Source organism: Streptomyces sp. NPDC048514, assembly GCF_043199955.1.
In the GTDB taxonomy this organism is placed as follows: domain Bacteria; phylum Actinomycetota; class Actinomycetes; order Streptomycetales; family Streptomycetaceae; genus Streptomyces.
In genome coordinates this window covers 320,483-343,914 of the sequence record NZ_JBICWT010000008.1, presented here as the reverse complement: position 1 = coordinate 343,914, position 23,432 = coordinate 320,483, and the positions used below count along the sequence as shown (strand labels likewise).

At 72.4% G+C, this 23,432-nt stretch carries 19 protein-coding genes; 9 read left to right on the top strand and 10 right to left on the bottom strand.

Annotation, left to right across the window (positions count from 1 at the left end):
- Window positions 1-156 precede the first annotated feature (156 nt).
- A complete protein-coding gene (locus ACGFT2_RS20005) occupies window positions 157-705 on the top strand; it encodes a sigma-70 family RNA polymerase sigma factor (protein WP_393279808.1) in 549 nt (182 codons plus the stop codon).
- Between the two features lies 1 nt (window position 706).
- Window positions 707-1,837: a hypothetical protein gene (locus tag ACGFT2_RS20000; RefSeq protein WP_393279805.1), complete on the top strand. Its 1,131-nt coding sequence runs from the start codon at window positions 707-709 to the stop codon at window positions 1,835-1,837.
- Window positions 1,838-2,143: 306 nt separating this feature from the next.
- Here ACGFT2_RS20000 and ACGFT2_RS19995 read toward each other — a convergent pair whose 3' ends face one another.
- Together ACGFT2_RS19995 and ACGFT2_RS19990 are read right to left on the bottom strand one after the other, a co-directional pair.
- The gene (locus tag ACGFT2_RS19995; protein WP_393279802.1) at window positions 2,144-5,455 is read right to left on the bottom strand and encodes a S8 family serine peptidase; all 3,312 of its coding nucleotides are present in this window, start codon (window positions 5,453-5,455) and stop codon (window positions 2,144-2,146) included.
- A 154-nt stretch (window positions 5,456-5,609) separates the two neighbouring features.
- The gene (locus ACGFT2_RS19990) at window positions 5,610-6,152 is read right to left on the bottom strand and encodes a CGNR zinc finger domain-containing protein (RefSeq protein ID WP_393279799.1); all 543 of its coding nucleotides are present in this window, start codon (window positions 6,150-6,152) and stop codon (window positions 5,610-5,612) included.
- Between the two features lie 140 nt (window positions 6,153-6,292).
- On the opposite strand from ACGFT2_RS19990, the gene ACGFT2_RS19985 reads away from it, so the two are divergent.
- From ACGFT2_RS19985 to ACGFT2_RS19960, 6 genes are all read left to right on the top strand, one after another.
- Window positions 6,293-6,739, top strand: coding sequence for a VOC family protein (locus tag ACGFT2_RS19985; protein ID WP_393279796.1), 447 nt, complete (start codon window positions 6,293-6,295; stop codon window positions 6,737-6,739).
- Window positions 6,740-6,741: 2 nt separating this feature from the next.
- Window positions 6,742-7,713, top strand: coding sequence for a pyridoxamine 5'-phosphate oxidase family protein (locus ACGFT2_RS19980; RefSeq protein WP_393279793.1), 972 nt, complete (start codon window positions 6,742-6,744; stop codon window positions 7,711-7,713).
- Between the two features lie 9 nt (window positions 7,714-7,722).
- Window positions 7,723-8,205 carry an NUDIX hydrolase gene (locus tag ACGFT2_RS19975; RefSeq protein ID WP_393279791.1) on the top strand — a complete coding sequence of 161 codons (483 nt, stop codon included), beginning with the start codon at window positions 7,723-7,725 and terminating at the stop codon, window positions 8,203-8,205.
- A gap of 199 nt (window positions 8,206-8,404) precedes the next feature.
- Complete coding sequence (locus tag ACGFT2_RS19970; protein WP_393279789.1) at window positions 8,405-10,156, top strand: TIGR03767 family metallophosphoesterase; 1,752 nt, start codon at window positions 8,405-8,407, stop codon at window positions 10,154-10,156.
- 91 nt (window positions 10,157-10,247) lie between these two features.
- Entirely contained in the window at window positions 10,248-11,393 is a 1,146-nt protein-coding gene (locus ACGFT2_RS19965; protein WP_393279786.1) for a serine hydrolase domain-containing protein, read from the top strand.
- Window positions 11,394-11,626: 233 nt separating this feature from the next.
- Entirely contained in the window at window positions 11,627-12,130 is a 504-nt protein-coding gene (locus ACGFT2_RS19960) for a DinB family protein (protein ID WP_393279783.1), read from the top strand.
- 76 nt (window positions 12,131-12,206) lie between these two features.
- Here ACGFT2_RS19960 and ACGFT2_RS19955 read toward each other — a convergent pair whose 3' ends face one another.
- Both ACGFT2_RS19955 and pepN read right to left on the bottom strand, forming a co-directional pair.
- On the bottom strand, window positions 12,207-13,244 hold the full coding sequence (locus ACGFT2_RS19955; protein WP_393279781.1) for a hypothetical protein: 1,038 nt from the start codon (window positions 13,242-13,244) through the stop codon (window positions 12,207-12,209).
- Window positions 13,245-13,439: 195 nt separating this feature from the next.
- Window positions 13,440-16,034, bottom strand: a complete 2,595-nt coding sequence (gene pepN, locus ACGFT2_RS19950) for an aminopeptidase N (protein ID WP_393279778.1) — start codon at window positions 16,032-16,034, stop codon at window positions 13,440-13,442.
- A gap of 138 nt (window positions 16,035-16,172) precedes the next feature.
- Here pepN and ACGFT2_RS19945 point away from each other — a divergent pair, with 138 nt between their 5' ends.
- Window positions 16,173-16,832 (top strand): DsbA family protein, encoded by a 660-nt coding sequence (locus ACGFT2_RS19945; protein ID WP_393279775.1) that lies wholly within the window; start codon window positions 16,173-16,175, stop codon window positions 16,830-16,832.
- Between the two features lie 257 nt (window positions 16,833-17,089).
- Here the strand turns inward: ACGFT2_RS19945 and ACGFT2_RS19940 are convergent, their stop codons facing one another.
- The 6 genes from ACGFT2_RS19940 to ACGFT2_RS19915 form a co-directional block, all read right to left on the bottom strand.
- Window positions 17,090-18,469, bottom strand: coding sequence for an amino acid permease (locus tag ACGFT2_RS19940; RefSeq protein WP_393279772.1), 1,380 nt, complete (start codon window positions 18,467-18,469; stop codon window positions 17,090-17,092).
- A gap of 120 nt (window positions 18,470-18,589) precedes the next feature.
- Window positions 18,590-19,480, bottom strand: a complete 891-nt coding sequence (locus ACGFT2_RS19935) for a TauD/TfdA dioxygenase family protein (RefSeq protein ID WP_393279769.1) — start codon at window positions 19,478-19,480, stop codon at window positions 18,590-18,592.
- A gap of 11 nt (window positions 19,481-19,491) precedes the next feature.
- On the bottom strand, window positions 19,492-20,835 hold the full coding sequence (locus ACGFT2_RS19930) for an LLM class flavin-dependent oxidoreductase (RefSeq protein ID WP_393279766.1): 1,344 nt from the start codon (window positions 20,833-20,835) through the stop codon (window positions 19,492-19,494).
- Window positions 20,832-21,566, bottom strand: coding sequence for an ABC transporter ATP-binding protein (locus tag ACGFT2_RS19925; RefSeq protein WP_393279763.1), 735 nt, complete (start codon window positions 21,564-21,566; stop codon window positions 20,832-20,834). Before ACGFT2_RS19925 ends, ACGFT2_RS19930 begins: the two co-directional genes overlap by 4 nt.
- Entirely contained in the window at window positions 21,542-22,381 is an 840-nt protein-coding gene (locus ACGFT2_RS19920; RefSeq protein ID WP_393279760.1) for an ABC transporter permease, read from the bottom strand. The genes ACGFT2_RS19925 and ACGFT2_RS19920 overlap by 25 nt, the downstream gene beginning before the upstream one ends.
- Window positions 22,382-22,386: 5 nt before the next feature.
- Window positions 22,387-23,430, bottom strand: a complete 1,044-nt coding sequence (locus ACGFT2_RS19915; RefSeq protein ID WP_393279758.1) for an ABC transporter substrate-binding protein — start codon at window positions 23,428-23,430, stop codon at window positions 22,387-22,389.
- Window positions 23,431-23,432: the final 2 nt, after the last annotated feature.

Genomic DNA, 23,432 nt, shown 5'->3' with positions numbered 1-23,432 from the left:
CGCCGAAAGCTGTGCTGTCCCGTCCCTGCCCGTCCGGGTTCCGGCCACACGGCGGTGTGACGTACGCCTCGGTCGCCCCCCGGGAAAATTCCGTCCGGCCCCGAACGTTCAGGCCGGCTCCGGCGTCGTAGGGGCAGAAGCGGGAGGGGGTGGCTCGTGCTGCGCGGAAGAGCGCGCCGTGAGCGGGGGGCGTACGCCACCGGTACGGACACGGCCGGTGACGATCCACTGGACGCGGCCCAGGAACGCCGGGTGCGGGCGGTGCTCGCGCTCGGTGGGGTGCCGCAGTCGGACCTGCCGGACGGGGTGCAGCAGGTCCGGCTGCGACTGCTGGAGCGGACGGCGAGCGGCCGCGAGGCACCGCGTGACGTGTCGGCGTGGGCGGCGGTGGTCGCCTCCAACCTGGCCATGGACTGGCACCGGGCCAAGCGGCGCCGGGAACGGCTGGGGGAGCGGCTGGCCGCGCTGCGCGAGCCCGCGCACCCCTCCGGCGAGGAGACCAGCCTGCTCTCGCTCGCCGTCGCCAGGGGTCTGGACGAACTGCCGGCGCCCCAGCGGCAGGTACTCGTCCTGCGCTTCTTCGCCGACCTGCCGGTGCGGGACATCGCGGCGGAGCTGGACGTCCCCGAGGGCACGGTCAAGAGCAGGCTGCACACGGCGGTGCGCGCGCTGCGCGAACGGCTGCACGAGGACGAGGTGGTGTGACGTGACCGCCGAGCACGAGACGGACGGCGTGGCCTACGACGGCATGGACGCCCTGATGGCCGCGATCACCGGGGAACCCCTGCCGCCGGACGCCCACCGGGACCCCCTCCGCCGCGCCGAGCACCGGGCGGCCGAGGCCGACGTGACGACGCTGAAGAACCAGCTGACCTGGCTGGCCGAGGCCCTGACGGGCGAGCCCCAGACTCGGGGGGCGGCGGGTACAGGGGCGCCGGGGGCCGCGGGGGAGACGCCGGCACCTGGGACGGCGCGGGGCATGCGGGCCCCGGCGCCGGCGCGGGATGCGCAGGTGCGCGGGGCGGTGACGGACACAGGGGCACCGGGGGCCGCGACGGACGCGCGTGCATCCGGGGCCGCTCAGCAGGCCCCGGCGCGGGACGGCGGGGTGGCTCGGGAGGCGCCGGCGCGGGACGCCGGCGTGGCGGGCGGAGAGACGGAGACGCCGGGAGGTGGGGTCGGGGCGCAGGGCTCGCCGCGTGCCGGGGCTGCTCGCGCCCGGAGCCTCGCGCGGCCCGCCGGTGCGTCCCGGCCCCGGCGTCCGGGCCGCCCCTCCGGTCGCCACCGGGTGGTGCGTGTCGCGCTCCGCTCGTTCGCCGGGGCCGCCGCCTGCTGTGTGGCCCTCGGGTTCGGCTGGCTGGTGACGCACTCCCCGGGCGACGCGGCGTCGGGCGGGAAAGCCGACAGCGGTGCGAAGAGTGCCGCCGACGCGCCCGCCGAGGCGTCCGGTGACGGCGGGCGGCCCCCGGACCCGGTACGCGACCTTGCCTGCTCCCGGCTGGTGGTGGAGGGCACCGTCGTCGGCGTGGACCCCGGCGCGGAACCGCACGGCTCCTCGTCACCGCACGGCCCCGCCTCCTGGAGCCGGATCACGCTGAGCGTCATCCGCTCCTACAAGCCCGCGCACGGACCGGCCGAGGTCGGCTTCCTGCTCGCCGGAGGAGCCGAGCCGGCACCGCGCGAGGGACAGCACGTGCTCGTCCAGGTCGATGAGGGCCGGCCGAACGCGACGCGCTGGATCGTCGGCGATGCCCGCGTGGCCGCGGAGCGCGCCCGGATCACCGAGGCGCTGCCGGCGTCCGGGCACACGCCGTGCCCCTCCGGCGGGCCGTCCTGAGCCCGGACACGGCGAAGGGGCGGGCGTCCGCCGGAACACCCGCCCCTCCCGGGACCGGCGTCCGCCGGAACACCCGCCCCTTCCGGGACCGGCGTCCGCCGGGACACCCGCCCCTTCCGGGACCGGCGTCCGCCGGGACACCCGCCCCTCCCGGGACCGGCGTCCGCCGGGACACCCGCCCCTTCCGGGACCGGCGTCCGCCGGGACACCCGCCCCTTCCGGGACCGGCGTCCGCCGGAACACCCGCCCCTCCCCGGACCGGCGTTCCTCGGGACAGCCGCCTGGGTGGGCGATCGGGTCAGGCCGTTACGGTGTGACCTTCTCGATCTTCACGCTGCCCGTGCCCGCGACCGTGCCGCGGGCGTTCAGCAGCTGGACGCGGCCGAAGAACTCGCGGCCGGCCGGTGCCTCGGCGGCGGCCGTCACCTGGCCGGTCACCGTCGCCGAGTCGCCCGTGCCGAGCTTGACCGGGGCCGAGCCGTCCACCGTGACGGAACCGAGCGCGGAGGAGAAGAACACGTCCCGGTAGTCGTAGTCGGTGCTGCCGGACGGGACCGAGTAGCCGGCGACCTCGATGGTGTAGGTGCCGGCGGCCGGCGACCGTACGGAGACCGCCTCCTCCGAGTCGCCGTCGGCGGACTGCGCGACCTTCGCGCCGCTCGCGTCGTACACCGTCAGGTCGAGGTCGGCCGCCGCGTCCGAGACGCCTCCGATGGCGACGTCGAGCGACGCGGCGCCGGCCGGGACGTCCACCTTGGTGGTCTGCGTCTCGCCCTGCTTGATCGCCGGACGGGTCGTCCTGGACGAGCCGAGCGGGCCGCCGGTCAGCTTGCCGTCCAGGGCCGCGTACTCGTTGGTCACCTTCCAGGAGGCGCTGACCGGGGTGCCGACCCTGGCCTCGGGGACGGTCACGGTCTCCGGGTCGAAGGCCGCGCCGAGGACGGAGACGTCCAGTCTGTACGGGTTGTCGAGCAGCGGCGAGGTGCGGCGCGCCTCGACCTCGACCTCCCAGACGCCGGGCTGCGGGTCGGCGTACGCGCGCACGTCGGGCTTGCAGCCGTTGCCGTCGAGGTAGTTGTTGTAGCACTTCGGCGTCGAGGTGTCGTCGACCGGAGTGCCGTACGGGTGGACGGCGATGAACCGGGTCTGGCTCTTGTCCGTCAGCCCGCCGATCGCGACCTCCAGCGACTTCGCGCCCTCGGGCACCGTCACGAAGTAGGACCGGGTGCTGTTGCGCTGCACCGAACCGGACGCCGAGAAGGTGTGGTGCACCGGCGAGGAGACCACGACGGTGGACAGGATCTGCCGGTCGATGCCCTCGGTCCGCGGGTCGTCGACCTCCAGGATCGCGCTCTTGACGCCCGCCGAGGACGGGGCGGCCTGCACCTTGACGGTCACCGGCTGGTTCAGCGGCAGCTTCACCACGTCGTCGCCGAGGATCCGGAAGGTGTGCCCGGCGTTGTTCTCGAAGTGCAGCTCGTGCCGGACGGCCTTGTCCGGGCCGGACGTACGGGTGACGGTCACCTCGTAGGTCTTCTTCTGGCCCGCCTTCAGGCCGCCCTCGCGGTCGTAGAGGCCGGTGCCGAAGCCCGGGGTCTTCAAGGCGTAGTCGATCGCGGTGTCGACCGGGGCCTTCACGCTGTAGTCGTGGGCGGTGGCGTCGTCCTCGATGGACCGCCAGGCGTCCACGACGTTGATCAGGCCCGCGCCCTCCTCGTACGCCTGCACGTCCTTGATGTGGTCGGCCGTCGAGGTCAGTGCCGTGCGCAGGGTGGCGGGGGTGAGGCCGATGCCCCGCTGCTTCGCGGCCGACAGCAGCAGCGCGGAGGCGCCGGTGGCCTGCGGGGAGGCCATCGAGGTGCCCTGGAGCATCGAGTAGCCGGCCGGCAGCGGGTAGCCCGCCTCGGCGACCGGGGAGCCGGGCAGCCAGGTCTGGGTGGTGTTGATCGCGGCGCCGGGCGCGCTCAGGGTCGGCGTGAAGCCGCCGTCCTCACGCGGGCCGCGCGAGGAGAAGGGCATCATCGCGTACTTCTTCGCCACGGCCGAGCCGTAGTTGGCGGCCCAGGTCTCCTTCGAGATGGTGGCGCCGACCGAGATCACCTTGTCCGCGAGGCCGGGGTCGCCGATGGTGTTGGCGCCGGGGCCCTCGTTGCCCGCGGAGATGACCAGCTGGACGCCGTAGGTGTCGATGAGCCGGGTGTACAGCTCGGCGCGCGCGTTGTTGCCGTCGTTCAGTGCCGGCAGGCCGCCGATCGACATGTTGACGATGTCGACACCGCGGTTGGCGACGAGGTCGATCATGCCCTCGGTGAGCGCGACGTTGGTGCAGCCGCCGGTCCAGGTGCAGGCCCGCGAGGAGACGATCTTCGCGCCGGGGGCGGCGCCGTTCATCTCCCCGCCGAACAGGCCGTTGGCGGAGGTGATGCCGGCGACGTGGGTGCCGTGCTCGGACTCGATGACGCCGATGTTGACGAAGTCGGCCTTCTTGCCGACCCAGTCGCCGCCGTACGGGTCGGTGGGCACGTCCTTGCGGATCTGGACGACGAACGGCTGCCGCTCGACGACGTCGGTCTTCGGGTCGTCGGTGCCGAAATAGCCGATCTGGTAGCCGTCCTTGTACGGCTTCATCGGCGTGTCGTCGGTGAAGTCGAAGTCGTTGTCCAGGTCGACGCGGACCGTGCCGGCGGCCGGGTCGTAGAGGACGCCCCAGGCGTCCGTGGTGTCGCCGTCGCGGTTGGCGTCGCCCTTGGCGTCGCCGCCGGCCGTGGCGGACTCGCGGAACAGGCTGACCTGGTAGTCGCCCGCGGGGGCCTTCCAGGTCGCGCCGCCGTAGCTGAACGACGGGCCGCTGACCGGGTTGGTCATCCGGCGCCAGGTGCCGTCGTTGTCGAGGATCGGGTCCGTCGCGGTCACCCAGTCGACGATCTTGCGCTCGCCGGTGCTGGTCTTCTGCAGCGCCGGGTGGCCGAGGTCGACGCCGGAGTCGAGGACGCCGATGGTGACGCCACGGCCGTCCGCCTTCGGATGCGCCTTGACGAAGTCGACGGCGCCGGTCTCGAAGGAGGGGTTGTACGGGTTCTCCGCCGGGGTCTTCCTGCCCGGCCCCGGGTAACCGCCCGTCGCGTCACGGGACTTGCCGGCGGTGTCCGCGCTCGGCGTCGGGTCGTCCAGCGGGATCTCCCGCTTGAGGTCGATGGCGTGCACCGAGGAGAGCCCCGCCGCGGCCTTGATGGCGGCGTCGGCCCTGCCGGTCGGTACGGTGGCGCGGACGTAGCCGACCTTGTCGTAGCTGCGTCCCACGGAGCTGCCCTGCACCGCGTCCAGCTGCGCGGCGACCCGCTCGGTCTGCCCGGGGGCCGTCGCGATCATCAGCGTGATGTTCTTGGCGCCGTCGGCCTTGGCGTCGGCGAGCGCGGCGGCGTCGTCCGAACCCAGCTTGTCGTGGGCGGACTTGACGCCGGCACCGGGGTCGGCGGCCGGGGCGGGCGGCGCGTCCGCGGCGAGGGCCAGGGGTATCGGCCCCGCCGCGGAGAGGGCGGCCACCACGCCCACGGCCACGGCTATGCGGGCCAGGCGTCTCGGGCCGGGTATGGGATCACGCTCGGAGGTGTGGGTCATCGGCATCCCTCAGGTAAAGGAACGAGCGGACGAGAGCGCTCAGCCTTACCGAAGGGTCGGGAATTTGGGGACCGTTGACCGAATCGAGATGAACGTATGGGGAAAACCCGCGATGTGATTTGAGCGGATCGGACGCTGATAGCCCGGTATTTGCTCAGTTCTCCTTCGAACGCGCGTAATGACGGGACGCCTTGGCCCGGTTGCCGCACGCGGCCATCGAGCACCAGCGGCGCGTGCCGTTGCGGGAGACGTCGAAGAAGTGCAGGACGCAGCCGCCGCCCGCGCAGGCGCGGATCCGCTCCGGGGCCCGGCCGAGGAGGGCCAGGTAGTCGCGGGCGGCGAGCCAGGCGGGGCCCCACGAGGGGTCGGCGAACTCGGGCTCCTCGGCCGGACCGTCCGCGGTCAGCCGGGCCCGGATACGCCCGTGCTCCAGTACGGCGTCCACCAGCGGAGCGGCCTCGGCCGGTGACCCGCCCACCGCGGCCTCGAGCGCCTCGCGGGCCTGGCGCAGATGGCGCAGCACGTCCGCGTCGGCCGGGTGGGCCCCGGCCAGCCCGTTGCTCGCGAGCCAGACCGCGAGGCCCTCGGTGCCGGAGAGCAGGTCCTGAATGACGCCCTCCTGGTTCCACCGGGTGTTCAGCAGGTCGAGGGCGAGGGGCTCGCCGGTGAGCGGGCGGGGGTCGCGGGCTGCGGGCATCGAGCACTCCTTCTCGGCTAACCACTCAAGCTTACGTGACCGGTTGACTTCGCTGGTTCTAACCATCTAACTTTGATCACAGTGGTTACATCATCACGGTGGTCACACCGCGACGGCTCTATCGCTCGAAGGGGCACGCCATGACCCTGCGCACCGCGCACACCGGCCTGAACGTCACCGACCTCGACCGCTCCCTCGCCTTCTACCGGGACGTCCTCGGCTTCGCCCTGCTCGCCGAGGGCAAGGAGGGCGACCGGCGCTACGCGTTCCTGGGGGAGGGCGGCGAGATGCCGGTCCTCACCCTCTGGCAGCAGGCGCAGGGGCCGTACGACCGCGGCCGGGCCGGACTGCACCACCTCGCCTTCACCGCGGACTCGGTGGACCGGGTCCGGGAGTACGAGACGGCGCTGCGAGCGGCCGGAGTGGAGTTCGCGTACGAGGGCGTGGTCGCCCACCGGGAGGGCTCGCCCTCGGGCGGGATCTTCTTCCACGACCCGGACGGCACCCGTCTGGAGATCTCCGTACCGCACGGCGCACAGGGCGCCCCCGCTCCGCACGACTCCGCCCCCACCTGCGGTTTCTTCTAGCCATGGGCTCCTATCACGCGGGCTCGCTCGCCCTGCAGGAGCTGGTGGGGGTGAGTGAGCGCGCCGACCACGTGGGCCGCTCGCTCGGCCGGGACGTCAAACCGGTCGCGGCGGCCTTCCTGGAGCAGCAGCCCCTGCTCGTCGTGGGCGCGGCGGACCCGCGGAGCGGCCTGGTCTGGGCCTCACCGCTCACGGGCCCCCCGGGCTTCGCCCGCGCCGCGGGCCCGGGCCGGCTGTCCGTCGCCACGAAGGCGGGCGGCGAGGGCCCGGGGAAGCGAGCGCCCGGGCATCCGGCGGAGCAGGCGCCGGACGACGTCACGCACCCGGACGGCGGCCCCTTGCTCGCGGACCCGCTCTCCGTGGCCCTGCGCACCCCAGGTACCCACCTCGGCACCCTCGCCCTCGACCCGCGTACCCGGCGCCGGATGCGGCTCAACGGCCGGCTGCGGCCCACCGAAGGCGGGTTCGAGGTCGAGGCGGACCGGGTGTTCGCCAACTGCCCCCGGCACATCCGGCGCAGGGAGGCCTACGAGACGGTCGCCGGCCGTGTCCCGGGCCTGCCCCGCCGCGCGGCCCGGCTGGGACCCGGGGAGGCGGAGTTCGTGCGGGCGGCCGACACCTTCTTCCTCGCCACCGTGCACCGCGCCGGCGCCGACGTCAGCCATCGCGGCGGCGACCCCGGATTCGTCCGGGTGCTCTCGCCGCGTGAGCTGTCCTGGCCGGACTACCCGGGCAACGCCATGTTCCTCAGCCTCGGCAACCTGCGCACCGACCCGCGTGCGGGCCTGCTCCTCCTCGACTGGGACACGGGCACCACCCTGCAGCTCACCGGCGAGGCCCGCACCGTCTTCGCCGCCGACGGCCGGCGGACCGTCCGCTTCACCGTCACCGAGGCCCGGTGGGCCCCGGCCGCCCTGCCCCTGCGCTGGTCCGCCCCCGCGCATTCCCCGGCCGGCCCGGACGGGACGCGCTAACGTCCGGCCATGCGCCGGAACTTGAGGGTGGCGGCCTACGCCGTGTGCGTCCGCGACGGACGGATCCTGCTCGCCCGCTCACCGGGGCCCGGCGGGGTCCCCGAATGGGTGCTGCCGGGGGGAGGCGTGGAGCACGGCGAGGATCCGTACGACACCGTCCGCCGTGAGGTCACCGAGGAGACCGGCTACCGCATCGAGGTGACCGGTCTCCTAGGCGTGGACTCCCGCCGCCGTCTCCTCCGCCGCCGGGGGCTGACCCCGGTGACGGACCATCACGCCCTGCGTCTCGTCTACGAGGGAGCGGTCGTGGGCGGTGAACTCCGTCACGAAGTGGGCGGTTCCACCGACTTCGCCGCCTGGCAGGACCTGGACGCCGTACCCGGCCTCACCCGTGTGCGGCTGGTCGACGTCGCTCTGGGACTGTGGAGCGAACGCCCGGCCGGCGGGCGCCTGGAGGAGCCTCCCCTACCCCGGCAGATGAACGAGGAGTGACCGCCTCCGGGCCACCGGCGATCCACTCCATGACCGCACCCGGCACCCGAGATCCACGTACGGTGATCGGCGTTGCGCGTTGCCGCCGCGTTCACGCGCAGGTCATCCCCGATGCCAAACATCCAGAGCAAGCGGGGCGTTCGCGCCTGTGACGGCCCGCGACCCACTGCCGACGCGTTCGCACCCGGGGAGACGCGCCATGTCGCGCACACGCTCTGTCGCCACCTCCGCTCTGGGGGTAAACCGCCGTACCGTCCTCGCCGCCGCCGGAGCCGTCTCGCTCTCCGCGGGCGTCGGCTACGCCCTCCGGCCCACCGACAGCGAGGCCGCCACCGTCACCGAGCAGCCCGTCGCCCTCGCCGGGCGGCCGACCGGGCCGTCCTCGCTCGTCCCCTACACCAAGGGCACGACGCTCGCCTCCCTCGCCACCCCCCGGAGCGGTTCCGGCTACCGCCGCCTCGGTGACGGCCCGGGCTGGAAGCGGGTCGTGCGCAGCGAGCTGGCCACGCCCCGGTCCGGCCGCGCGAGCCGCCGTACGGCTCTCGCGGCGTTCGTCCAGTTCACCGACATGCATCTGACGGACGTGCAGCACCCGCTGCGCGTGGAGTTCGTGCGCGCCGCCGACCCGCACGCCTGGCGCCCGCAGGAGGCGCTGACCGTGCAGGGCGCCATCTCGCTCGTCGAGCGGGTCAACGCGCTCCGCGGCGGACCCGTCACCGGCACCCCGCTCCGCTTCGTCATGACCACCGGTGACAACACCGACAACAACGCGCTGTGCGAGCTCGAGTGGTACATGAAGGTGATGAGCGGCGGCCGCTTCGCACCCAACTCCGGTGACCCCCACCACTACGAGGGGGTCCAGGACAGCGGCCTGAACCTGTACTGGCAGCCGGACTCCGCCCTCCGCGACCACGACAAGACGGTCGGGTTCCCGCACCTGAAGGGCTTCCTGGCCGCCGCGATCCGGGAAGTGCGCAGCCCGGGCCTGAAGCTGCCCTGGTACTCCACCGTCGGCAACCACGACAGCCTCCAGCTCGGCGTCTACGGCTCGCACGGCGACCCCTACCTCGCCGAGGCCGCCATCAGCGGCAGGAAGCTGATGACCGCCTCCGCCACCGAGGCGAAGAAGTTCCAGAACACCAACAAGAACGCCCAGGACCCCACGGGCGCCGGCTACCGGAACTTCCTGAAGGCGCACGCGCGCTCCATGCGCTCGATCACCGCCGACGAGAAGCGGGCACCCTTCACCCCGGCCGACTACCTCAAGGCCCATCTGGACCCCGCCCACCAGGGCGCCGGCCCGGTCGGCCACGGCTACTCCGGCGCCAACCTCGACGCCGGCACCCAGTACTACTCCTTCCGGGTCTCCGGCGACGTGATCGGGATCAGCCTCGACACCAACGACGCCGGCGGGCACTTCGAGGGCTCCCTCGGCACCGCCCAGCTGAAGTGGCTGGACAAGACCCTGAAGGACAACAAGGACTCCTACGCCGTCGTCTTCAGCCACCACACCAGCAAGACGATGACCAACACCCGGCCCGACCCGGCCCGCCCCGGCGAGCGCCGGCACTCCGGTGACGAGGTGGTGGCCCTCCTGGCCAGGCACGGCAACGTGGTGGCCTGGGTGAACGGCCACGTCCACAAGAACATCATCACCCCGCACAAGGCCTCCGGCGGCCGCGCCTTCTGGGAGATCTCCACGGCCTCGCACATCGACCACCCCCAGCTCGCCCGGATCGTCGAGCTGGCCGACAACAAGGACGGCACGCTCTCCGTCTTCACCACGCTCGTCGAGGCGGCGGCCCCGCACCGCACCGACTTCACCGACCTCTCCCAGACCGGGCTGGCCGCCCTCTTCCGCGAGCTGGCCTTCAACGCCCCCGGCGCCAGCAAGACGTTCGCGGGCAACGAGACCGACCGGAACACCGAGCTGGTGCTGAAAAAGGGCTGAGACTCACTCAACCGGCCTACATCCAAGCAACCTTCGCGCAGGGCTCCCGGTCCCTCCCCCCGACGCACCACACGACACGTTGGGGGAAGAGATGAGCGTACGTACGACCGCGGTGGGCGCCACCGTCCTGCTGCTCTCGGCCGCCCTGGCGGCCCCGGCCGTCGCGGCGACCGGGACCGCCGGCACCGCCGGGCACGGCCACACCGCCACCCGCGAGGCCGTCGAGGCGGCGGTCGGGGCCGGGGTGCCCGGGGTGACCGCCACCGCGCGGGACGCCGCCGGCACCTGGGCCACGACGGCGGGCGTCGGCGACCTGCGCACGGGTGCGCCCCGCTCCACCGCCGACCGTTACCGCGTCGGCAGCATCACCAAGACCTTCGTGGCGACGGTCCTGCTCCAGCTGGAGGCGGAGGGCCGGCTCTCCCTGGACGACAACGTCGACAGGTGGCTGCCCGGCGTCGTGAGCGGCCACGGTCACGACGGCCGCCGCATCACCCTCCGCCGGCTCCTCGACCACACCAGCGGGATCTACGACTACACCACCGACGGCACCTTCGCCCGCACCTACTTCACGAAGGACGGCTTCCTCCGGCACCGCTACGACACGCTCACCCCGGCCGGCCTGGTGGCGATCGCCATGCGGCACGAGCCGGAGTTCGCCCCGGGCACGTCCTGGAGCTACTCGAACACGAACTACATCGTGGCCGGCATGGTCGTCGAGAAGGTGACCGGCCACTCCTACGCCACCGAGATCCGGCACCGGATCATCGAACCGCTGCACCTGCGGGCCACCTCCCTGCCCGGCACGAGGACCACCGTCGCGCACCCCAGCAGCCGCGCCTACTCCAAACTCGCCGAGACGGCGACGGGTCCGACGTACGACGTCACGACGCTCAACCCCTCCCTCGCCTCCTCGGCCGGCGAAATGATCTCGGATTCGGCGGACCTGGACCGCTTCTACAGCGCACTGCTCCGCGGAAAGCTCCTGCCGGCCGAGCAGCTGAAGGAGATGAAGACCACCGTGAAGATCGCCGGTGTGCCGAACACCGAATACGGTCTCGGGCTCATGGAACGCACGCTGACCTGCGGCGTCCACGTCTGGGGTCATGACGGCGGCATTCACGGCTCCACGTCCTCGGCGGTGACGACGGCGGACGGCAGGCATACCCTCGCGTTCAATTTCAACGGGGACTGGACCGGTGACGTGGAAGCGGTGATCGAAGGGGAGTTCTGTTAGGCGACGGGTCGATCGCGAGGTTCTGCGGCCACGTGTGCGCCAGGTCCGTACCGCCTCATATCGGCCGACCCGCCGTTCACGACGACGGCTCGAAGCATGTGCGCGGCGGGTGGTCGTGTGCGCACGGGACGCGGACTGCGAGTGCCCTCGGTTCACGAGGACTCCGGCGAGCAGACCGCCCTCCGATCAATTCGGTTGATGCCCGGGCACTCGGTGGGCGAGGGTTCTCCGCGATGAAGAGAACCGATACGCCTTCCTCCTGGGACGAGCGCACGCAGCTGACCACGTTTCTCGACTACGCCCGGGCCACCGCCCGGGCCAAGTGCGAGGGGGTCTCGCCGGAGAACGCCCGCCGGGCACCCCTGCCGGGTTCCCCGCTCATGACCCTGTGCGGCCTGATCAACCATCTGCGCTGGGTGGAGTACTACTGGTTCCAGGTGGTCTTCCTCGGCGAGGAGGACCAGGGACCGTGGACCGAGGAGGACCCCGACCGGGAGATGCGGATCGCGGTCGACGTCCCGCTGGAGCGGCTGCTCACCGAGTACGAGGAGCAGAGCGCCCGTTACCGCGAGCTGGTCGCCGCCACCGGCCTGGACACGGCGGCCCGGCGGCCGATGCGCGACGACCGCCACCCCGACCTGCGCTGGGTGCTGCTGCACCTCATCGAGGAGACCTCCCGGCACAACGGGCACATCGACGTCGTGAGGGAGTTGCTGGACGGGACCACCGGCGACTGACACGCACGAGGAGGGGCCACCGGACTGGGTCCGGTGGCCCCTCCTCTCCCCTCCTGATGCTCCCCTCGGTCCGTCACTACCGGGGCAGCACCACGACGTACGCGGCCGGGTCGCGGTCGCCGGACGCCATGAGCGCCGTGCGCACCACCGCCGCCTGCTGCTCCATCGCGTCCCTGAGCTTCTTCGGCGTGAGGTACACGACCGTGATGCCCAGGCGTTCCAGGTGCTCACGCTTGCGCGCGTACTCCGACCACAGCGCGTCCTCGTCCTGGCGGGGCGCCCGGGTGTCCAGCTCCACCGCGACCGCCTGGTCCGGCCAGTACGCGTCCAGGCCGCCGAGGTGCGGGCCGCCGGGCAGCCGCAGGTCGACGTTCCAGACCGGGTCGGGCAGGCCGTACTCGCGGACCATCCGGTAGAGCCGGTCCTCCGCGATCGAGCGGCCCTCCGCCACGAGCGAGTCCACCGCGTCCACCACGTGCGGCCGGTTCAGCAGCTTCGCCTGGGTCAACTCTCGCACCACAGCGGCCGGTTCGCAGTGGCCGCCGCGCACCGCCTCGGTCAGCAGCCGCCGTACCGCCTCCGCGTCCGTCAGTTCCGCCACCGCGTCCGCCAGCGCCCGCGGCACCGGCGCCACCGGCAGGCCCGTCACCACCCGCGGCGTGGGCAGGGCGGTCGTGCGCAGGACGCGGACGTAGCCCGAGGAGCGCAGCCGGCGCGGACGCGGGACCAGGACGTCGACACGGTTCAGGGAGAGCGGCGGGGGTGCGGCGGAGAAGCCGTACAGGGCCAGGGCGGCGAGGCCGGTGATCATCGCCTCCGTGTACAGCGGGCGGTGCGGGCTCTCGGCCGTCGGCTGCGCCGGGACGCCGGGCGCCGCTTCGCGTGCGGCGTACAGCAGCGCCCCGTGCAGCCGCTCCTCGCCGGTCGGCGCGCCGGGGTGCAGCAGGACCACGTCGGGGAGCAGCTGACGCCAGGGGCCGTCGGGGCGGCACCGCTCGGTCAGTTCGGCGGCGGACACGCCGTGGGCACGGAGCTGAGCCGCTGTCAGGACGCGCCGGTGGACCTCGGAGAGGTGGCGGAGGGGGCGGGGGGAGAGCGGGGTGTTGTGCGTCATGGCCTCGAACTTCCCGCACCCGGCCCCACCCGTAACCGCTGTTACGCGGTCGTCGATGAATGCGGACAAGACGGGACTAAAGGTCAGGTGTTCGGGTGCCGAGTAGCAACCGAAAACCCCTGGTCCAATCAGGTGCGGTCCAGGGGTTACGGCTACGCTTGCCCGAATTTCGTAACGGTCACCGACCGGGCAAGCTCAGGCCAAGGCCCGGTGGTCGTCGGCCGCCGCGTCGCACTCCTGTGCGCGCAGCGCCCGCGCCAGGTCGTCCCGGGCCTCCAGCACCAGCCGGCGCAGCGCCGGTGCGGCCTCCGGGTGCGCCGTGAGCCAGGCGTCCGTCGCGTCGAGGGTCTCCCGGCGGTCCTGGTGGGACGGGAACAGGCCCCGGACCACGTCCATGCCGATCTGGATCGACCGCTCCCGCCAGACCCGCTCGATCGCCGCGAAGTACAACTGTGCGTAAGGAGCGGTCAGTTCGCGCTGCGAAGGCCGGTCGAAGCCCGCGATCGTCGCCTCCACCAGCGCGTTCGACAGCCCGTCGGACTCCACCACCTGCGCCCACGCCTGTGCCTTGACCGCCGCCGACGGACGGGCCGCCAGACAGCGCACCTGATGGCGCTTGCCGGAGGCGGTGTCGTCGCGGGCCAGTTCGGCGGCCAGCACCGACTCGTCGGCCACCCCGTACGCGGCCAGCGGCTCCAGGAACGCCCAGCGCAGCTCCTGGTCCACCTCCAGGCCGTCGATCGCCGCCGTCCCCTCCAGCAGCTCCCGCAGCAGCTTCAGGTCCGGCTCGGCGGAGGCCACGGCCGCGAAGAACCGTGCCCACGCCAGCTGGTGCTCACTGCCCGGCCCGGCCGCCCGCAGCTCCCGCAGCGCCCCCTCCGCGAGCAGCGTTCCGCCCGTCTCCCGCCAGGCCGGCGCAGCGTAGTGCACCAGCGCCGAGGCCGCCCAGGAGTGCAGCATCTGCAGCACACCGATGTCCGACTCGCGGCCGGCGAACCGCAGCACGAGATCGACGAAGTCCCGGGCCGGGAGCAGCGCGTCCCGGGTCAGGTTCCACAGCGCCGACCAGCACAGCGCCCGGGCCAGCGGGTCGGACAGCGTGCCCAGGTGCGTCCGCAGAGCCGCCAGCGAGGTCGCGTCGAAGCGGATCTTGCAATAGGTGAGGTCGTCGTCGTTGACCAGCACCAGCTCCGGCGCCTCGGCGCCCGCGAGCTCCGCGACGACCGTGCGCGCGCCGTCCACGTCCGTCTCCACGCGCGCGTAGCGCTCCAGCGTCTCCTCCGGCGTACGGCGGTACAGGCCCACCGCGATCCGGTGCGGGCGCAGCTGCGGGTGGCTCTCCGGTGCCTCCTGGACGATTCCCAGCTCGGCGATCCGGGCACCCGTGGTGTCCAGCAGCACCTGCGGGGTCAGCGAGTTCACCCCGGCCGTCTGCAGCCAGGACCGCGCCCACCCGGTCATGTCCCGGCCGCTGGTCTCGGCCAGCACCGACAGCAGGTCGCCGAGGCGCGTGTTGCCGTACGCGTTGCGCTTGAAGTAGCGGCGGGCGCCCTCCAGGAACGCCTCCTCGCCGACGTACGCCACCAGCTGCTTGAGCACCGAGGCGCCCTTGGCGTAGGTGATGCCGTCGAAGTTCAGCTTCGCGTCCTCCAGGTCACGGATGTCCGCCGTGATCGGGTGCGTGGACGGCAGCTGGTCCGCGCGGTAGGCCCAGGCCTTGCGGCGGTTGGCGAAGGTGATCCAGGCGTCGGAGAAGCGGGTCGCGCCGACGTTCGCGAACGTGCCCATGAAGTCCGCGAAGGACTCCTTCAGCCACAGGTCGTCCCACCACTCCATGGTGACCAGGTCGCCGAACCACATGTGCGCCATCTCGTGCAGGATGACGTTGGCCCGGGCCTCGTAGGACGCCTGCGTCACCTTCCCGCGGAAGATGTACTCCTCGCGGAAGGTCACCAGGCCCGGGTTCTCCATCGCGCCCAGGTTGTACTCCGGCACGAACGCCTGGTCGTACTTCCCGAACGGGTACGGGTAGTCGAAGTGGTCGTGGAAGAAGTCCAGGCCCTGCTTGGTGACCAGGAAGACGTCCTCGGCGTCGAAGTGCGGGGCGAGGCCCTTGCGGCACATCGCACCCAGCGGGATCTCCAGCCGTGTGCCGTCCTCCAGGGTGCGGGAGTAGGAGTCGCTCACGTAGTGGTACGGGCCGGCCACCACGCACGTGATGTACGTCGAGATCGGCTTGGTCTCCGCGAACCGCCACACGCCGTCGACGAGTTCACCGGCCCCGTTGCTCCACGCCGTCCAGCCCTCCGGCACCCGGACCTCGAAGCGGTAGGGGGCCTTGAGGTCGGGCTGCTCGAAGTCGGCGAAGACCCGGCGGGCGTCGGCCGGCTCGTACTGCGTGTAGAGGTAGACCTCGCCGTCCTCGGGGTCGACGAAGCGGTGCAGGCCCTCGCCGGTGCGCGAGTAGGCGCACCGGGCGTCGACCACCAGCTCGTTCTCGGCGGCCAGGTCCTCCAGCGCGATCCGCGAGCCGTCGAAGACCTCGCTCGGGTCCAGGTCCCTGCCGTTGAGCGACACGGAGGTCACGCTCGGTGCGATCAGATCGGCGAAGGAGGACGCGCCCGGCTCGTTGCAGCGGAAGCGGACCGTGGTCACCGAGCGGAAGGTGCGCGGCTCGCCGTCCCCGCCGCCCACGGCGGACCTCAGGTCCAGGGACACGTCGTACCCGTCGACGGAGAGCAGTGCGGCCCGCTCCCGGGCCTCGTCGCGGGACAGATTCTCACCGGGCACGGGCGGCACTCCTCGTGGTCGCGTCAGTGGTGGCCGAACAGGACCGATCCTGCCATGTGCACCTGACAGGCGGCAGCAGGGAATGCGGCTCGCACGGACGCCGTTGCCTCTTCAAAAGACCGTTGGCTGAGGAGAACCATGTCCGAGAGCACGACCTCGTCAGGCAAGACCCCCGTCGACTTCTGGTTCGACCCGCTGTGCCCCTGGGCCTGGATGACCTCGCGCTGGGTGCTGGAGGTGGAGAAGGTCCGCGACATCGAGGTCCGCTGGCACGTCATGAGCCTCGCCGTCCTGAACGAGAACAAGCTGGACGAGCTGCCCGAGGACTACCGGGAGCTGCTCGCCAAGGCGTGGAAGCCGGTGCGCGTGGTCACCGCGGCCTGGCAGAAGCACGGCGCGGACGTCCTCGGCCCGCTCTACACCGCACTCGGCACCCGCTTCCACAACAACGGCGAGGGCCCCACCCTGGAGGCCGTCGCCGGCGCGCTCGCGGACGTCGGCCTGCCCGCCGAGCTGATCGAGTACGCCGGGCAGGAGGACTTCGAGTTCGAGGCCGAGCTGCGCGCCTCCCACAAGGAGGGCATCGAGAAGGTCGGCCAGGACGTCGGCACGCCGGTCATCGCGGTCCCGGGCCCCGACGGCGAGCAGATCGCCTTCTTCGGCCCGGTGGTCACCCCCGCCCCCAAGGGCGAGGCGGCGGCCCGCCTGTGGGACGGCACCCTGGCGGTCGCCTCCGTCCCGGGCTTCTACGAGATCAAGCGGACCCGCACCAAGGGCCCCGACTTCAGCAACCTGTAGTCCGCGTCCGCCGGGCCGGCACGGAGGACCCCCGCGAGTCACGTCCTCGCGGGGGTCCTCTTCTCTCCGCCTGCCCGCGTGAAGGGTGAGAAGACGATCACGAGGCAGGGCGATCCGGGGGCGCCCGGGGCGCCGGCGGCGGCTTCCCCCCACCTTATTGCAAGTTGCTTGCAACTACACCTCAACGCCAAGAGTTCCCGGGAACGGGAAGAGGCCCCCACGTGTCGCACATGGGGGCCTCCCTGATCGTCCGGGGGTCAGCGCTTGGCGCGCGCCCGCTGCCAGGCGTAGCCGACGGCCGCCAGGACCAGCGTCATGCCGCCCGTCGAGTACAGCTGGAGACGGGTGTCCGGCTCGCGGGCCATGAGAACGAAGATCACCGCCATGGCGGCCAGCGCGACCCAGGTCAGCCACGGGAAGGCCCACATGCGGACCACCAGCTTCTCGGGGGCCTCCCGCTCGATCCGGCGGCGCAGCAGCAGCTGCGAGACCGCGATGAAGATCCAGACGACCAGGATGACCGCGCCGATCATGTTCAGCAGCCAGCGGAAGATGTCGTCCGGGCGCCAGTAGTTGAGCAGCACGCAGACGAAACCGAGGACACAGGAGGTGAGGACCGCGATCCGGGGCACCCCGCCGGACAGCCTGGCCAGCGCCTTCGGGCCCTGGCCGCGCTCGACCAGCGAGTAGGCGATGCGCGAGGAGCCGTAGATGTTGGCGTTCATCGCGGACAGCAGGGCGGCCAGGACGACCACGTTCATCACCTGGCCCGCACCGGGGATGCCCAGGTGGTCGAGCGTGGCGACGTACGGGCCCTTCTCCACGACCTCCTCGGAGTCCCACGGCACGAGGGTGACGGCGACCGCCATCGAGCCGATGTAGAACAGGGCGATGCGCCACATCGCCGTGCGGACGGCGGAGGCGACGCCGCGCACCGGGTTCTCCGACTCGGCCGCCGCGATGGTGACCGTCTCCAGGCCGCCGTAGGCGAAGACCGAGGCGAGCAGGCCGACCAGCAGGCCCTCGCTGCCGTGCGGCAGGAAGTCGGTCAGGTTCGAGGCGCCGGGAGAGTCGGTCCCGGGCAGCACGCCCGTGATGGCGAGCACGCCGAGCACGAGGAAGAGGCTGATGGCGCCGACCTTGAGCGCGGCGAACCAGAACTCGAACTCGCCGAAGTTCTTCACCGCCGTCAGGTTCGCGCCGCAGAACACCACCATGAACAGGGCGACCCACATCCACTGCGGGGTGCCCGGCAGCCAGCCCTGGACGATGCTCGCGGCGCCGATGCCCTCCAGGCCGACGGCCGTGCAGAGCAGGACCCAGAAGGACCAGCCCGCGGTGAAGCCCGCCCAGGGGCCGATCGCCCGCTCGGCGTGCGCCGAGAAGGAGCCCGACGACGGGTAGGCGGCCGACATCTCGCCGAGCATCCGCATCACCAGCATGACGAGCAGACCGGAGACGGTGTAGGCGATCACGATGGACGGGCCGGCGGCGGCGATGCCGGCGCCGGAGCCGACGAAGAGGCCCGCACCGATCACCCCGCCGAGGGCGATCATCGACAGATGGCGCTGTTTGAGGCCGTGGGAGAGGGAGGCGCCCTGTTCCTGCGGGGGCGTCTCCGTGGTGGTGCTGGGCATGGGGGTGGTTCTCCCGGTGCGACAGGCGGGCAAAACTCCGCCAGTCTGGGCGGCCCGTCCGCTCACGCGAAGGGGCCGCCCACTATACGGACACCCGGTGCACGGTGGGTGATCCCCCGGCTACGCGGCCTGCGGGGTGTAGTGCGAGGCGTCTCCCTCGATCGAGTAGCTCTCCTTGCCCTCGACGCCGACCGGGATGTCACCGGCGACGGTCACCCGGTGCAGCCGGCGCGGGCGTCCGTCGTAGTTGTCGATGGCGTAGTGCTGGGTGATCCGGTTGTCGAAGAGGACCAGCTGGTTCTCCGACCAGCGCCAGCGCAGCACGTTCTCCGGCCGGGTGACGTACGCCTGGAACAGGTCGAGGATCTTGCGGGACTCGCCGGCCGACAGGCCCACGATCCGCTGCGCGAACCCGCCGACGAACAGCCCGCGCTCCCCGGTCAGCGGATGCACGCGGACCACCGGGTGGACGGTGCGGTACTTGATGGAGGTGAACCGGGCGCGCTGGGCGGCCCGCTCCTCGTCGACGTCCTCCTCCGGCACCGCGTAGTCGTAGTCGTTGGTGTGCTCGGCCCACAGGGTGTCGGCGAGGCGGCGCAGCGGCTCGGGCAGATCGCGGTAGGCGGCCGCCGCGTCGGCGATCAGGGTCTCCCCGCCGTACGGCGGCACGGTGATCGAGCGCAGGGTGCTGGCCTGCGGCGGGTTCAGGACGAAGGTGACGTCGGTGTGCCAGTGGTTGGCGCGGCCCCGCTCACTGTCCACGGGCAGCACGTTCGGGGCACCCTCGACGGCGCCGACCGTCGGGTGCGCGGTGGTCAGGTCGCCGAGGTGGCGGGCGAAGGCCTGCTGGCCGGCGTCGTCCAGCCGCACGTCGTCGAAGACGAGCGCCTTGTGGGCGTTCAGGGCCTCGCGGATCTCGGCGACCTGCTCCGGGGCGAGCGGCCGGGAGACGTCGACGCCGGAGACCTTGGCGCCGATCCTTGCGGTGACCTTGGTGATCTCGATGGTCATGGCGGTTCCTTTCAGACGAGGGCGGCAGCGGGGGCGGTGTACTGGTTGGCGGGGCGCGGCAGGCCGTAGCGCTCCCGCAGGGTCCGGCGGGGCCCGTACTCGGTCCGCAGCAGGCCGCGGGCGCGCAGGATCGGTACGACGTGCTCGACGAAGGCCTCCAGGCCGGAGGGGAGCACGGCGGGCATGATGTTGAAGCCGTCGGCGGCGCCCTGGGTGAACCAGGTCTCGATCTCGTCGGCGACCTGCTCGGGCGTTCCGGCGAAGGTGAGGTGACCGCGCCCGCCGCCGAGCCGCCCGATCAGCTGCCGGACGGTGAGCCGTTCACGCCGGGCCAGCTCCACGACGAGCGTGTAACGGCTCTTGGCGCCCTCGATGGCGGACTCGGGCGGCAGGCCGGCGGGCAGCCCGGCGTCCAGCTCCAGGGTGCCCGGCGGCAGCTGCAGCAGGCTCTCCAGCCGGGCCACCCCGTGGTCGTACACGATGTGGTCCTCCAGCAGCCGCTCGGCGGCCCGCGCCTCGGCCTCGGTCGCCCCGAGCACCGGCACGATCCCGGGCAGCACCTTGACGTGCCCGGGGTCGCGGCCCGCGGCCCGGGTGCGGGACTTCAGGTCGGCGTAGAAGTCCTGTGCGCCGGTGAGGGTCTGCTGGGCGGTGAACACCGCCTCCGCGTACCGGGCGGCGAACGCCTTGCCGTCCTGCGAGGAGCCCGCCTGGACCAGCAGCGGGTAGCCCTGCGGGGTGCGCGGCACGTTGAGGGCTCCGGCGACGCTGAAGTACCGCCCCTGGTGCCGGGGCGGGTGGATCTTGCCGTCGTCGCCCCAGACACCGGCCGCCTTGTCGGCGACGATCGCGTCGTCCTCCCAGCTGTCCCACAGCTTCAGGGCCACGTCGAGGAACTCGGCGGCCCGGGCGTACCGCTCGGCGTGCGCGGGCTCGGCGGCCAGGCCGAAGTTGCGGGCGGCCTCGGCACCGGCGGTGGTGACGATGTTCCAGCCGGCCCGGCCGCCGCTGATGATGTCCAGCGAGGCGAACTTGCGGGCCAGGTTGTAGGGGGAGTTGTAGGAGGTGGACGCGGTGGCGATCAGGCCGATGTGCTCCGTGGCCGTCGCCAGCGCGGTCAGCAGGGTGAGCGGCTCCAGGGCACCGGCGGGACGCTGCGCGAGGTTGCTCCACAGCTGGGGGCCGTCGGCGAGGAAGAGCGAGTCGAAGGTGCCCTGCTCGGCGATCCGCGCGAGACGGACGTAATGGCTCAGCTCCACGTGGGCGTACGGGTCGCTCTCCGGGAGCCGCCAGGACGCCTCGTGATGCCCGGTGTTCATCAGGAACGCGTTCAGGTGGAGCTCTCTGACGGTCATCGGTCGTCCTCCGTGACGCCCAGGGCGGCCAGCAGCCGCTCGCGGTATTCGCCCAGCACCGGCTCGCGGTACGAGCGCGGGTGGGGGTGGTCGATGAGCAGGTCCAGGCCGATCCGCCCCCGGTCCAGCACGAGGACCCGGTCCGCGAGCACGATCGCCTCGTCCACGTCGTGGGTGACCAGCAGCACGGACGGCCGGTGCCGTTTCCACAGCTCACGCAGCAGGTGGTGCATCCTGATCCGGGTCAGCGCGTCCAGGGCCCCGAACGGCTCGTCGGCCAGCAGGAGTTCGGGCTCGCGCACCAGGGAGCGGGCCAGTGCCGCCCGCTGTGCCTCGCCGCCGGACAGCTCGCCCGGCCAGGCCCGCTCACGGCCGCCCAGGCCGACCTCCGCCAGTGCGGCCCGGCCGCGCTCCGCGGCGTCCTTGCCGTCCAGGCCGAGCAGGACGTTGTCCAGCACCCGGCGCCAGGGCAGCAGCCGGGAGTCCTGGAACACCACCGACACCCGCTCCGGCGCGGTGAGCCGGCCGCTCCCGGCCACCCCGTGGTCCAGGCCCGCGACCGCGCGCAGCAGGGTGGACTTGCCCGAGCCGCTGTGGCCGAGCAGGGCCGTGAACTGCCCGGCGGGCAGATCGAGATCGATGCCGTCGAGGACCGTACGGTCCTCGAACGACCGGGTCAGTCCCCGGATCCGCACGGCGGCCCGGGTCAGTTGCTCAGTGTGCGGCGCCACGACAGCACCCTCCGTTCGACGAGCCGGACCACGCTGTCGGAGACCAGGCCGAAGACGCCGTAGATCAGCAGGCCGACCAGGATGACGTCGGTCTGGCCGTAGTTCTGCGCCTGGAACATCAGATAGCCGAGGCCGCTGGTGGCGTTGATCTGCTCCAGGACCACCAGGCCCAGCCAGGAGCCGGTCACGCCCAGCCGGAGCCCCACGAAGAATCCGGGCAGCGCGCCGGGGATCACCACCTGGCGGACGAAGGCGAACCTCGACAGGCCCTGCACCTCGGCGAGTTCGACGAACCGGCTGTCGATGCCGGACAGCGCGGCGTGCGTGTTCAGATAGATCGGGATGTAGACGACGATGGCGATGATGGCGATCTTGAAGGTCTCCCCGATGCCCAGCCAGAGGATGAACAGCGGGATCAGGCCGAGGGTCGGGATCGCCCGGTTGAGCTGCACGGTCCCGTCGATGAGCGCTTCCCCGGTCCGGCTGAGGCCGGAGGCGAGGGCCAGCAGCACCCCCGCGGCGAGGCCGATCGCGAAGCCGTAGCCGGCCCGCTCCAGGGAGGTCAGGACGTCGGTGGGCAGGGTGCCCTCGGTCCACAGGTGGCCGGCGGTCCGCAGCACCGTCCAGGGCGCCGGCACGGCACCCGGGTCCAGCGTCCCGGCGGCCGAGGCTGCGGCCCAGAGGGCGAGGACCGTGAGCGGTCCGAGCAGCCGGGCGGCGGGCAGCCGCCGGCCGGGGGAGAGGCGGCGGCGCCGGCGGACCCGGGGGAGCTCCCCGGCCGTCGCCTCGGCCACCGCGGTCGTCGTCGTGGTCACGGTGGTCACCTTCGGTACTCCTCGGGTACGGCCGCGGCGGCGATGGACTCGAAGCGGTGGTCGAAGAGGGAGGACACGTCGAACCGCTTCACGAAGCCGCCCGCGGCGAGCAGGTCGGCGGTCTCCTGCTCCCACTTGACCGCCTCGTCCCAATGGGGCGGGAACAGCGGCTTGTTGGCGAGCGCGGTGATGGACCTCGCCTGCGCCAGGGAGAGGTTCTGGGTCTTGACGTAGAACTCCTCGTTCCACTCCTGCGGGTGCTCGTACGCCCACACCTGGCCCTTGGCCCACTGGGGGATGTAGGCGGCGATCGCGGCGGCCTTCGCCGGGTCGTTCAGCACCCGCTGCGGCGCCCACAGCAGGTTGAGCAGGTCCACGACGTCGGTCGTGACGGTGTGGGCGCCCTTGGCTCCGTACTGCTTCAGATAGGCGGGCGCCTGGCTGTTGGCCAGCGGGGCCACGTCGACCTGCCCGGACTGCAGCGCGGTCAGGAACTGGTTGCTGGTCAGCGGGATCAGCCGCACGTCGTCGTAGGCGAGGCCGGCCTGCTTCAGCGCCCGCAGCAGGACCACGCCCTGCGCCTGCCCCTGGGAGAACGCGAGCCGCTTGCCCCGGAAGTCCTCCACCGTGCGGATGTCGCTGCCCGGCTTGGTGGCGAACAGGTAGTTGGGCCTGCGGGTGACGCCGATCGCCACGATCTTGGCGTCGAAGCCCTGGTAGTGCGCCTGGATCGGTGGGATGCCCGCGTTGTTGGCGAGGTCCAGGGAGTTGGCGCGGAAGGCGTTGATCACGTCCGGTCCCGCCCCGATGTTCGCCCAGCCGGACACCGTGAAGGGCAGCCGGGGCAGCTTCGCCAGCCGGAACTGCAGCTGCTGGGTGTTCTGGTAGGAGGCGATCTTCAGGCTGGTGCCGGCCGGGACCCTGTCGGCGAGCGGTTCGGTGGCGGCCCCCTCGGTGGCGGCCGCGGCGTCGCCCTGGGCGCAGCCGCTGAGTCCCGCGACGGCGGCGGACGCGCCGAGCAGGGAGGTGAGAAAGACACGACGGTGCATGG